10 protein-coding genes are annotated in these 11,499 nt (G+C 70.9%); 4 read left to right on the top strand and 6 right to left on the bottom strand.

Translation table 11 applies throughout. The features are described 5' to 3' along the window. Nucleotides 1-175 precede the first annotated feature (175 nt). Both ACH5AC_RS20470 and ACH5AC_RS20465 read left to right on the top strand, forming a co-directional pair. Nucleotides 176-862 carry a maleylpyruvate isomerase family mycothiol-dependent enzyme gene (locus ACH5AC_RS20470; RefSeq protein WP_398863351.1) on the top strand — a complete coding sequence of 229 codons (687 nt, stop codon included), beginning with the start codon at nucleotides 176-178 and terminating at the stop codon, nucleotides 860-862. 9 nt (nucleotides 863-871) lie between these two features. Next, the gene (locus ACH5AC_RS20465) at nucleotides 872-1,528 is read left to right on the top strand and encodes an MBL fold metallo-hydrolase (protein WP_398863350.1); all 657 of its coding nucleotides are present in this window, start codon (nucleotides 872-874) and stop codon (nucleotides 1,526-1,528) included. A 321-nt stretch (nucleotides 1,529-1,849) separates the two neighbouring features. Here the strand turns inward: ACH5AC_RS20465 and aroQ are convergent, their stop codons facing one another. Then, nucleotides 1,850-2,323, bottom strand: a complete 474-nt coding sequence (gene aroQ / locus ACH5AC_RS20460) for a type II 3-dehydroquinate dehydratase (protein ID WP_398863349.1) — start codon at nucleotides 2,321-2,323, stop codon at nucleotides 1,850-1,852. A 110-nt stretch (nucleotides 2,324-2,433) separates the two neighbouring features. On the opposite strand from aroQ, the gene ACH5AC_RS20455 reads away from it, so the two are divergent. After that, a complete protein-coding gene (locus tag ACH5AC_RS20455; RefSeq protein WP_398863348.1) occupies nucleotides 2,434-3,480 on the top strand; it encodes a S66 peptidase family protein in 1,047 nt (348 codons plus the stop codon). A 51-nt stretch (nucleotides 3,481-3,531) separates the two neighbouring features. Beyond that, nucleotides 3,532-4,791, top strand: a complete 1,260-nt coding sequence (locus tag ACH5AC_RS20450; RefSeq protein WP_398863347.1) for an MFS transporter — start codon at nucleotides 3,532-3,534, stop codon at nucleotides 4,789-4,791. Here ACH5AC_RS20450 and ACH5AC_RS20445 read toward each other — a convergent pair. The 5 genes from ACH5AC_RS20445 to uvrB form a co-directional block, all read right to left on the bottom strand. Further along, nucleotides 4,784-5,083, bottom strand: a complete 300-nt coding sequence (locus ACH5AC_RS20445) for a hypothetical protein (protein WP_398863345.1) — start codon at nucleotides 5,081-5,083, stop codon at nucleotides 4,784-4,786. The genes ACH5AC_RS20450 and ACH5AC_RS20445 overlap by 8 nt on opposite strands. Nucleotides 5,084-5,214: 131 nt before the next feature. Next, nucleotides 5,215-6,216 (bottom strand): TerC family protein, encoded by a 1,002-nt coding sequence (locus ACH5AC_RS20440; protein ID WP_398863343.1) that lies wholly within the window; start codon nucleotides 6,214-6,216, stop codon nucleotides 5,215-5,217. A 243-nt stretch (nucleotides 6,217-6,459) separates the two neighbouring features. After that, entirely contained in the window at nucleotides 6,460-8,532 is a 2,073-nt protein-coding gene (locus tag ACH5AC_RS20435; RefSeq protein WP_398863342.1) for a TerD family protein, read from the bottom strand. Between the two features lie 55 nt (nucleotides 8,533-8,587). After that, on the bottom strand, nucleotides 8,588-9,166 hold the full coding sequence (locus ACH5AC_RS20430; protein WP_398863341.1) for a TerD family protein: 579 nt from the start codon (nucleotides 9,164-9,166) through the stop codon (nucleotides 8,588-8,590). Between the two features lie 163 nt (nucleotides 9,167-9,329). Then, nucleotides 9,330-11,489, bottom strand: coding sequence for an excinuclease ABC subunit UvrB (gene uvrB, locus ACH5AC_RS20425; RefSeq protein ID WP_398863340.1), 2,160 nt, complete (start codon nucleotides 11,487-11,489; stop codon nucleotides 9,330-9,332). Between the last annotated feature and the right edge of the window lie 10 nt (nucleotides 11,490-11,499).

Genomic DNA, 11,499 nt, shown 5'->3' with positions numbered 1-11,499 from the left:
TCCTTCTCAGACTAGGGGGAGCCACTGACAACGCCGGTCGGATTCACCGGTTGCAAACAATCCCCGGCCATCCAGCATGCCCGACGCCACGTCCGACCATATAGCACGTGCATTCGATTAACGGCACCGCTTCACCACCTTCACCCGAAGGTGTGGCGGGACTAGGGTCAGCAGCATGATTGATCACGCTCATGACCTGGCATCTGTACGTGACGCGACCGAACGACTGCTCACCGCAGTCGCCAGGCTGGACAACGCCTCCGCCGCCGAGCCGTCACGTCTGCCCGGCTGGAGCCGCGGGCACGTACTGGCGCATCTCTCCCGCAACGCGGACGCCCTCGTGAACGTCCTCCAGGGCCGCCCCATGTACGCCTCCGGCGAGGCCCGGGACGGCGACATCGAGCGGGACGCCCCGCGCCCCCTCGACGCACACCTCGCCGACCTGCGGCAGAGCGCGGCCGGCTTCCAGGCGGCCGGGGACGCGCCCGCGGACTGGACGCGCACGGTGGAGCTGCGCAACGGGGTCACCGACTCCGCCGCGCGCGTGCCGTTCCGCAGGTGGGTGGAGGTGGAGCTGCACCACGTGGACCTGGGCATCGGGTACGAGCTGGAGGACCTGCCGCCCGAGTTCACCGAGCGGGAGATCGACTTCCTCGCCGAGCGGTTCACCGGGCACCCCGACGTGCCGCCGACGCACCTCACGGACGGCACGCGCGTGTGGCGCACGGGACGGGCCGCGGACGCCCCCGAGGTCACCGTCACCGGCCCCGCGGCCGACCTCCTGGGCTGGCTCGCCGGGCGCCGCGACGGATCCGCGCTGACCGTCTCCGGCGGGCCGCTGCCGGGGCTGCCTCCGCTATAGGCTGCCGTCATGACGTACAGCGGAGAGGTGACGGTCGGCGGCCCGGCGGATGTGCACGAGCTGAAGGACCTGATGATCACCAAGATCGCGGTCGGCCCCATGGACAACAACGCCTATCTGCTGCGCTGCCGGGCCACGGACGAGCAGCTGCTGATCGACGCGGCCAACGACGCGCGGACGCTGCTCGGCATGATCGGTGACGACGGCATCGCGTCCGTCGTCACCACCCACCGGCACGGCGATCACTGGCAGGCGCTCGCCGAGGTCGTGGCGGCCACGCGCGCGCGGACGTACGCCGGGCGTGACGACGCCGAGGGCATCCCGGTGCCGACCGACGTCCTGGTGGACGACGGCGATGTGATCCGGGTGGGGCGGGTGGAGCTCACCGCCCGCCATCTGGTCGGGCACACGCCGGGTTCGATCGCCCTGGTCTATGACGACCCGCACGGGCATCCCCATGTGTTCACCGGGGACTGTCTCTTCCCGGGCGGGGTGGGCAACACCCGCAAGAATCCGGAGGCGTTCGCCAATCTGATCCACGACGTGGAGACGAAGCTCTTCGACGTGCTCCCGGACGAGACCTGGGTCTACCCGGGGCACGGCAACGACACCACGCTGGGCGCGGAGCGACCGAAGCTGCCGGAGTGGCACGCGCGCGGGTGGTGAAGGTCGGCGACGCACGCGGGTGGTGAAGGCCAGGAGCACACGCGGTGGTGAGCACCCGTACACGCGCGGGGGCGCGCGCCGAATGCGCGCCCCGTGTGAACGGCGCACACGCGTTGACGCGCCGCACGCGCTCCCCACACGCGTGGTTGCGCGGTCAACTGGTCGTAGCCCCGCGCGGGATGACGGCTCCCGCTCGGTAGGGGCCGCCGGTCTCCCGATCCCCGCCCTCGACCGGCGGCCCAGGCGGACGCGCCGGAGCGCGTTCACAGAGCCGCAGCACCGGTTCGCCCGCGAGGTCGCCCAGCAGGTGGTCAGCGGGGCTTACCCCTCCGTCCGCCCCGCCGCCACGAGGGCCGCGACCCGCTCCACCCCGAACACGTACCCCTGCACGCCGCAGCCGGCGATGACGCCGTCGGCGCGCAGCGAGACGTAGGAGTGGTGCCGGAACGACTCGCGCCGGTGGATGTTGGAGATGTGCACCTCCAGGACCGGAAGGCCGTCGCAGGTGTTGAGCGCGTCCAGGATCGCGACCGACGTGTGCGAGTAGGCGCCGGGGTTGATGACGATGCCGCAGTGGTTCAGCCGGGCCTCGTGGATCCAGTCGACCAGCTCGCCCTCGTGGTTGGACTGCCGGAAGTCCACCGTGCCGCCGTACGCGGCCGCCGCCTTGGCGCACATCGCCTCGACGTCGGCGAGCGTGTCGGACCCGTAGATCTCCGGCTGACGCTGACCGAGGAGGTTCAGGTTGGGGCCGTTGAGAATCATGATCGGGGCGTTGGCCAGGGTGCGGGGCACGGTTCCTCCGGTCCGTCAGAAGGGGGGCGGCGGGCGGCCCGTACGGGACCGCTGCTCGGACCCGGTTTATCACGGTGCGCCGACGGTGCGCGGAGCCGTAGCCTCCTGGCATGACGACACCCTCGTATCCGCCCAAGCCCTCGCCCGGGGACCGCATCGCCGTCATCTCGCCCTCCAGCGGTCTGCCGGAGCTCTTCCCGCGCCCCTACGAACTCGGTCTGGAGCGGCTGAGCGAGGAGTTCGGGCTGCGACCGGTGGAGTACCCGGCGACGCGCACGATGGGTGCGAGTGCGCGGCAGCGCGCCGACGACATCCACGCGGCGTTCGCCGACCCGGACGTCAAGGCGGTCTTCGCCTCGATCGGCGGTGACGATCAGATCACCGTCCTGCCGCTGCTGGACCGGGAGTTGATCCGGGCGAACCCGAAGCCGTTCTTCGGGCTGAGCGACAACACCAACCTGCTCGCCTATCTCCACAACACCGGCGTCGTCGGCTACCACGGCGGGTCCGTGATGTGCGAACTGGGCCGCCCGGGCGCGATGCACCCGCAGACGGCCGAGTCGCTGCGCGCGGCGCTGTTCACCTCGGGCCCGTACGAGCTGCGACCCGCCGAGCGCTGGAACGACATCGACCGCGACTGGGCCGATCCGGCCACGTTCGACACGGAGCCGCAGTCCCGCCCGGGCACCGGCTGGACCTGGGTGAACGCCGACCGGGTGGTGGAGGGCCGCAGCTGGGGAGGCTGTCTGGAGATCCTCGCCTGGCTGCTGATGGCCGACCGGGAGATCGCGCGGGACCTCTCCGCGTACGACGGCGGGGTGCTGTTCCTGGAGACCTCGGAAGAGCTGCCGAGCGCCACGGAGGTCTTCCGCGTTCTGCGCACCATGGGCGAGCGCGGGCTGCTCCAGCGTTTCTCGGCGCTGCTGATGGGCCGCGCGAAGACCTGGTCCTTCGAGCGCCCCAACGGCACCGAGGAGGCCGCCCGTTACGCCGCCGAGCAGCGTGAGGCCGTGCTGAGCGCCATGCGGGCCTACGCCCCCGACACCGTGATCGTCCTCGACGTGGACCTCGGCCACACCGATCCGCAAGTGGTGATCCCGTACGGCGGCCTGGTGCGCGTCGACGGGCCCGCCCGGCGCGTCACCGTCACGTACTGACGGGGACGCTCACCTCCGCTCGCGCCCGTAACTCCCGGTCACCGTGGGTGGTTGACCATCGAGTTCTACGACTTCTTCGTCTACGGGACCGCGGCCGCGCTGGTCCTGGGGCCGCTGTTCTTCCCGACGTTCTCGCCGCCGGCGGGGACGCTGGCGGCCTTCGGCACGTTCGGTGTGGGCTTTGTGGCGCGGCCGCTGGGGTCCGTGCTGTTCGGGCACGTCGGGGACCGGCACGGGCGCCGACCGGTGCTCGTCGTATCGCTGGTGCTGACCGGCGCGTCGACGGTCGCGGTCGGCTGCGTGCCGACGTACGACGCGATCGGGGTGACCGCTCCCCTGCTGCTGCTCCTGCTGCGCTTCCTGCAGGGGCTGGGGCTCGGCGGGGAGTGGGGCGGTGCGGTCCTGCTGACCGCGGAGCATGCCCCGGCCGCGCGGCGCGCGCTGTGGGCGAGCTTCCCGCAGGTGGGTCCTGCGGTGGGGTTCGTGCTGGCCAACGGGGTGATGCTGGCGCTGTCGGCCACGCTGTCCGACGCGCAGTTCGCCGCGTGGGGGTGGCGGATCCCGTTCTGGGCGGCCGGGGTGCCGGCGGCGGCGGGGCTGTGGCTGCGGGCGTCGCTCACGGAGAGCCCGCGGTTCCTGGAGATCGACGACCACGCGCGTGTGCCGCTCGCCGAAGTGGTGCGTCACCACTGGCGGCTGGTGCTGCTGACAGCGGGCGGGCTCGCCGCCGGGTACGCGGTCTTCTACGCCGTGACGACGTGGTCCCTGGCGTACGCGACGCAGCGGCTCGGCGTGGGCCGTACGGTCATGCTGGCCTGCATCATGGCCGCTGTGGTGGTGAAGGGCGCGCTGACCCCGCTGGCGGCGCTGCTGGGCGACCGGTTCGGGCGGCGGCCGCTGTGCCTGGTGGGCTGTGCGGCCTCCGCGCTGTGGATGTTCCCGATGATGGCGTTGCTCGCGACGGGCGAGCCGCTGTGGATGTTCCTCGGTTTCCTGGGCGCGCTGGTCGCCTTCGTCACGATGTTCGCGGTGATCGCCGCGTATCTGCCGGAGCTGTACGAGCCGCGGGTGCGCTGCACGGGCGCCGCGGTGGGCTACAACCTCGGCGGGGTGGTCGGGGGCGCGCTGACGCCGATCGCGGCGACTGCGCTCGCCGAGCAGGGCGGGCGGGTGCCGTGGGGTGTCGGCGCGTATCTGACCGGGATCGCGCTGCTCAGCCTCGGCTGTTTCGCCCTGCTGCCGGAGACTCGCCCGGTGCCGGCGGCGACTCCGGCACCGGGCCCGTCCACCAGCCGCGGGGCGGCTACATGACGTCGGACTCCAGCAGGTCGCAGTTGGTGTAGACGCGCTCTCCGATGCCCAGCGCGCCCAGCTGCTCGGCGAGCTCGGCCGTCTCCGGGTCGTCGCTGTTGCGCATGGCGTCGTCGTACGACTCGAACTCGATCAGCGCCAGATAGCGGCGGGGGTTGTCGCGGTCCTTGAGCAGGGCGCGGTGCGTGGGGCCGCCCGGCCTTCCGGCGTGGCGCTGGGCGAACTCCGCCAGCAGCTTCTGCATCTCCTCCAGGCGCTCGGTCTCGAAGTCGATGATCTGTACGAACTTCATGGGCACACCTCACCCGGCCACGGCGTCCCCGGGCCGGGGAACGCGCTGTGCACCAAGCAAGCACCGGGAGCGGCGAGCGGCAATTCGCCGCGCAGCGCTCCCGGGGGTGGTTGTTCCTACGTCGTCCGTCGTCAGGCGTCGATGCTCTCCTGCGGAGCGCCTTCGCTCTTCGTGTGCGCCGTCTCGGCCTCGGCCTGCTTCTTCGAGGCGCGCAGGCTGGTGATCGTGGTGACGATCAGGACGGAGCAGATCACGCCGAGCGAGACCGGGATGCTGATCTCGGGGACATGGACCCCGGACTCGTGCAGCGCGTGGAGCACCAGCTTCACGCCGATGAAGCCCAGGATGACCGACAGGCCGTAGCTGAGGTGGACCAGCTTCTTCAGCAGGCCGCCGATGAGGAAGTAAAGCTGCCTCAGGCCCATCAGGGCGAACGCGTTGGCCGTGAAGACGATGTACGGGTCCTGCGTCAGGCCGAAGATCGCGGGGATGGAGTCGAGGGCGAAGAGCACGTCGGTGGTGCCGATCGCGAGCATCACGACGAGCATCGGGGTCATGACCCGCTTGCCGTTCTGCTGGATCCACAGCTTGGTGCCGTGGTAGCGGTCGGCGACACCGAACTTGCGCTCGGCGGCCTTGAGCAGCTTGTTCTCCTCGTATTCCTCGTCCTCCTGGCCGGCGCGGGCCTCCTGGATGAGCTTCCAGGCGGTCCAGATCAGGAAGGCGCCGAAGAGGTAGAACACCCACGAGAAGCTGGTGATGATCGCGGCGCCGGCGGCGATGAAGACGGCCCGCAGGACCAGGGCTATCAGCACACCGATGAGCAGGACGCGCTGCTGGTACTGGGAGGGGACCGCGAACCTCGCCATGATCAGGACGAAGACGAAGAGGTTGTCGACGCTGAGCGACTTCTCGGTGATGAAGCCCGCGAAGTACTCGCCGGCGGGCTGTCCGCCGCCGAAGATCAGCAGGCCGATCCCGAAGAGACCGGCCAGGACGATCCATACGGCGGTCCAGATGCCGGCTTCCTTGATGGACACGTCGTGCGGCTTGCGGCCGATGAAGAAGTCGACCGCGATCAGGGCACTGAGGCCCACGATCGTCAGGACCCACAGGGTCAGGGAAACATCCACTGCGCCTCCGGCAGTACGTAACGGCATGTAATCAGCGTCGTTGCGCTGCCGGAGGTCTCTTCCACCCGAGTCCGGGCCGACGTCCCGGGATCCGACCTGATCGATCCGGCCGGAATCCGTACTGACGGGAGCGCCGCAGCAGTCAGGGAGTACTCCCCTCCGTGCTGAAAACCATAACCCGAACACCAAAGGAAGGTAAAGCGGTTGGCAAAAGAAAGACCAAATTAGCTGGTCAGGGGCGCTTTACTGATACTTGGCGCGCGCTGCGGCGACCTGGCCGAGCACCTGCTGGAGCACCTGGCTGCCGGGCGGCACCAGCGCCGGCTCGTACGTCCAGGCGTGCCCGACCCACGGGTCGGCGAGATGGTCGTCGGGCACCGGAGTGAGGCGGAGCAGCGAACGCCACAGCGGGTCCAGCAACGGACCGTAACCGGCGGCGTCCTCGCGGTCGGCGACCATCATCAGATGGACGCCGACCGCCGGGCCCTCGTCCGCGAGGTAGCGCAGCTGGGTCACGGCGCGGTCGTCGAAGCCGTGCGGGAAGTCGTTGACGACGAGCAGTTGCTGGGAGGTGTCGAAGCCGGGCGGGAGCGCGTCGGCCGCGCCGCCGCGCACCGCCATCTGCACCAGGTCCACCCGCTGGGTGAGCCGCCCGAGGACGTCCGCGACGCCCGCCGCGCCCGCCGCGGGCGGGCCCACCAGGACCCCGCTGTGCACCAGCGGCCGCAGCGCCTGCGCCCCCGAGCCGGCCGGGTCGATGACATGCACCGTGAACTCGCCCGCCGGGTACACCGCCAGCAGCCGTGCCGCGTGCGCCACCGCCGCCTCCATGGCGAGGCGGCGCAGATCGTGGGCGTCGGCGAAGGTGTCGTCGGCGGCGGAGGTCCGTCCGCTGTCGATCCACAGCCCGCGCTCCAGCGGCAGCCGGAGCAGCATGGGGATGCGCAGCCGGTCGCTCTCGGGAAGCCGCAGGTCGCCCAGGCGCAGGGCCATGGGGATCTCCATGGGGACGCGGTAGGCGTGCCAGACGGGGTTGTCCCAGCGGGCGTACGCAGGTGGCAGCGCGGGTTCCACCACATCGGCCTCGGCGGCGAGCTGGGCCAGATCGCGGTCGAGGGCCTGCCGGGCCTGGTCGACGAGCTGGGAGTACTTGGCGTGGGCCGCGTCGCGGGCGGCCTCGGCCTGACCGCCGACCCGGCTGCGCGGGTCCGACAGGACCTGGTCGAGCTCCTTCTCCATGCGGGAGTCGGCGAAGTCGATCGCGCTGCGGTACGCGGCCGTGCTGCGGGCCAGGTCCTCGAACATGCCCCACACCTGGTTGTAGAGCCGCTCCTCCATGGACCAGCCGGTGGCGTCACCGGCCACGGGCTGGGCGGGCTGCCCGGGGGCCGCCGGGGGCGCGGTCGGCGGGGGCGGAGGCGGGGCGGCGTTCTGCCGGCGCGGGTGGCTGTAGTTGATCGGACCCCCGCCGGTGGGGCCGGCCGTGGGCGCCGACGGCTGGGTGGTGGCGGAGGGGTCCGCGGGGGTGGGGCTCGTGGGTGCGGGACCGGTCGGGTGGCCCGCGCCGAGGCCCTGGGCCGTCTGCGCGGACTGGGGACCGACGCCGGCCTGTGGGTCGTAGGGGCTGGTGGCGCCGTACGGGCCGGTTGTCCCCTGGGGGCCGTACGGGGAGCCGCTCTGGTCCGGGCCCAGGGCCGATGCCGCCGCGTGGGGGCGGTCGGCGTCCGTCGTGCGGGGCGGCGGGGCCGGTATCGAGCGGGCGAGGCCCTTGGCCACGGCCTCGTGGATGCCGGAGGCCAGCTGGTGGGCCTGGGCCAGGCCCTGGTCGGTGAGCAGTTCGGCGAGGCCGCCCGCGTAGCCCTGGCCGACCGCGCGCACCTTCCAGGCGCCCTGACGGCGGTAGAGCTCCAGGGCGACGACGGCCGACTCCGTGTCCAGGCCGGTGAGGGTGTAGGAGGCGAGTTCGGTGCCGTCGAGGCCGGTGACGGCGACGAAGGGGGCGGCGACCGCGCCGAAGCGGAGCGGGCCCGCCCCGCCCTCGGTGGGCAGGGCGAGCAGGACGCTCACCCGGTGCACTGCCTCCGGCAGGGCGTCCAGGTCCACCGCGAGACGGTGGTCGGCGGCCGCCTGCCGCGAGACCTCCAGGCCGGGCAGGGCGGGCGCCCCCGGGTGGGCGACCCATTCGGCACCGTGCACCTTGCCCTGCTCGTCGCCGATCGTGGCCGCGGCCACGATCGGCGTGCCGGCCGAGACCCTGATCTCTAGGCGGGTCTGGGAGAGCGGGTGGTTCTGCCCCCGCACCAGCTCGGCCGTCATCGCCTGTCGTCCCCCTGTGTCGCGTCTGGTGGTGTCGTCTGCCGCCGCGGCCCGCTCAGAGCAGGGGCAGGATGGCGGGCATCAGGTCCTGGAAGGTGCGGCCGTTGGCCGGGTTGCCGAGGGCCGTCATCGTCCAGCCCGTGCCCGACCGGTGCACCTTCGCCATGACCTGGGCCGTGTAGGCGCCGCCGCCCGCGAGGGTGTAGCGGGCCAGCTCCTGGCCGTTGGTCTCGTCGACCAGACGGCAGAACGCGTTCTGCACCTCCTGGAAGGTCTGGCCCGTGAAGGAGTTCACGGTGAAGACGATCTGGTCGATGTGGACCGGCACCCGGGAGAGGTCGACGAGGATCGCCTCGTCGTCGCCGCCCTGGCCGACCCCGCCGACCAGGTTGTCACCGGTGTGGCGCACCGAGCCGTCGTCGCTCACCAGGTGGCGGAAGAAGACGACGTCGACCGGCTGCTTGTCGGCGAAGAGGACGGCGGAGGCATCGAGGTCGATCTCACGGGTGCGGGAGCCGAACAGGCCGCGCCTCGGAGCCGCCTGCCAGCCGAGACCCATGCGCACCGCGGTCAGGCTGCCGCCGTCGTTCTTCTGCAGACTGATGGCCTGACCCTTGGTCATGTTGACGGTCACGCGCTGATTCCCCTCTCGAACGTCCCCTGTTGCCGCGCACCGCGCGGCTGCCAAGAACCCTACGCAGGCCCACTGACAGTGCCGAACCCGGCAGCCTACTTTGTGTCGTTCTTGCAACACAGCAGGTACGGCGGGACGGACTGTGCTCGGCCTGGGTGCGCCGTCAGGCCAGGCCCGCCTCCTTCATCTGGCGCAGTTCCTTCTTCATCTCGGCGACTTCGTCGCGCAGCCGGGCAGCGATCTCGAACTGCAGGTCGGCGGCGGCCGCCCGCATGCGCTCGGTCATCTCCTCGATCTGCTCGGCGAGGTCGGCGGCGGGGCGGTCGGTCGGGACGGTCTCCCGGGCCTTGCCCTTGGCGGGCTTGGTGGTCTTCGCGCCCTGGGCCGCCTTCGCCGCCTTGCCGCCGAGGGACGGCACCGGCGCCTTGGTGCCGCCGCCGTCCTTCCTCGCCCTGCGGTAGCCCGAGCCCAGCAGCTGCTCGGTGTCGATGTCCTCGCGGGCGATCTGCGCGACGATGTCGTTGATCTTCTTGCGCAGCGGCTGCGGGTCGATGCCGTTCGCCGTGTTGTAGGCGATCTGCTTCTCCCGGCGGCGGTTGGTCTCCTCGATGGCCCGCTCCATCGCCGGGGTGATCTTGTCGGCGTACATATGGACCTGGCCGGAGACATTGCGCGCCGCGCGGCCGATGGTCTGGATGAGCGAGGTGCCCGAGCGGAGGAAGCCCTCCTTGTCGGCGTCGAGGATCGCCACCAGGGACACCTCGGGCAGGTCGAGGCCCTCACGCAGGAGGTTGATGCCGACCAGGACGTCGAACTCGCCGCTGCGCAGTTCGCGCAGCAGCTCCACGCGGCGCAGGGTGTCGACGTCGCTGTGCAGATAGCGCACCTGGATGCCGAGTTCCAGGAAGTAGTCCGTGAGGTCCTCGGCCATCTTCTTGGTGAGCGTGGTGACCAGGACGCGCTCGTCCTTCTCGACCCGCTGCCGGATCTCGTGCACGAGGTCGTCGATCTGGCCCTCGGTGGGCTTGACGACGACCTCCGGGTCGACCAGGCCGGTGGGGCGGATGATCTGCTCGACGACGCCGTCCGCGCGGGACAGCTCATAGGTGCCGGGGGTGGCCGACAGGTAGACCGTCTGGCCGATGCGCTCCTGGAACTCCTCCCACTTCAGGGGGCGGTTGTCGAGCGCCGAGGGCAGCCGGAAGCCGTGGTCGACGAGGGTGCGCTTGCGGGAGGCGTCGCCCTCGTACATGGCGCCGATCTGCGGGACGGTGACATGCGACTCGTCGATGACGAGCAGGAAGTCGTCCGGGAAGTAGTCCAGCAGGGTGTTCGGCGGGGATCCGGGGAGGCGGCCGTCGAAGTGCATCGAGTAGTTCTCCACGCCGGAGCAGGTGCCGATCTGGCGGAGCATCTCGATGTCGTACGTGGTGCGCATGCGCAGGCGTTGGGCCTCCAGCAGCTTGCCCTGCTTCTCCAGCTCGGCGAGGCGCTCGCCCAGCTCCTTCTCGATGTCGTTGACGGCCCGCTCCATGCGCTCGGGTCCGGCGACGTAGTGGGAGGCCGGGAAGACGTACAGCTGCTGGTCGTCGCTGATGATCTCGCCGGTGAGGGGGTGCAGCGTGGACAGCGCCTCGATCTCGTCGCCGAACATCTCGATGCGGACGGCGAGCTCCTCGTAGACCGGGAAGATCTCGATGGTGTCGCCGCGGACCCGGAAGGTGCCGCGGGTGAACGCCATGTCGTTGCGCGTGTACTGGATGTCGACGAAGCGGCGCAGCAGCTCGTCGCGGTCGATCTCCTCGCCGACCTTGAGCGGGACCATGCGGTCCACGTACTCCTGTGGGGTGCCGAGGCCGTAGATGCAGGAGACGGAGGCGACCACGACGACGTCGCGGCGGGTGAGCAGCGAGTTGGTCGCGGAGTGGCGCAGCCGCTCGACCTCCTCGTTGATCGAGGAGTCCTTCTCGATGTAGGTGTCCGACTGCGGGACGTATGCCTCGGGCTGGTAGTAGTCGTAGTACGAGACGAAGTACTCGACCGCGTTGTTCGGCAGGAGTTCGCGGAACTCGTTCGCCAGCTGGGCGGCCAGGGTCTTGTTCGGGGCCATCACCAGGGTGGGGCGCTGGAGCTTCTCGATCATCCACGCGGTGGTGGCGGACTTGCCGGTGCCGGTCGCGCCGAGCAGGACGACGTCCCTCTCACCGGCCTCGATGCGCCGGGCCAGGTCGGCGATGGCCGTCGGCTGGTCGCCGTTGGGCTGGTAGGGGCTGACGACCTCGAAGGGCGCCACCGTGCGTTCGATGTGGGAAACGGGCCGCATGTCATCCACC

Origin of the sequence: Streptomyces sp. NPDC018693, from assembly GCF_044391385.1 — a bacterium.
Classification (GTDB): domain Bacteria; phylum Actinomycetota; class Actinomycetes; order Streptomycetales; family Streptomycetaceae; genus Streptomyces.
This window is presented reverse-complemented; position numbering and strand designations above follow the sequence as displayed.

Bases quoted from the DNA above. Each gene is read 5' to 3' on its own strand.
- ACH5AC_RS20470 (WP_398863351.1), top strand. From the start codon at position 176: ATGATTGATCACGCTCATGACCTGGCATCTGTACGTGACGCGACCGAA.
- ACH5AC_RS20465 (WP_398863350.1), top strand. From the start codon at position 872: ATGACGTACAGCGGAGAGGTGACGGTCGGCGGCCCGGCGGATGTGCAC.
- ACH5AC_RS20455 (WP_398863348.1), top strand. From the start codon at position 2,434: ATGACGACACCCTCGTATCCGCCCAAGCCCTCGCCCGGGGACCGCATC.
- ACH5AC_RS20445 (WP_398863345.1), bottom strand. From the start codon at position 5,083: ATGAAGTTCGTACAGATCATCGACTTCGAGACCGAGCGCCTGGAGGAG.
- ACH5AC_RS20435 (WP_398863342.1), bottom strand. From the start codon at position 8,532: ATGACGGCCGAGCTGGTGCGGGGGCAGAACCACCCGCTCTCCCAGACC.
- uvrB (WP_398863340.1), bottom strand. From the start codon at position 11,489: ATGCGGCCCGTTTCCCACATCGAACGCACGGTGGCGCCCTTCGAGGTC.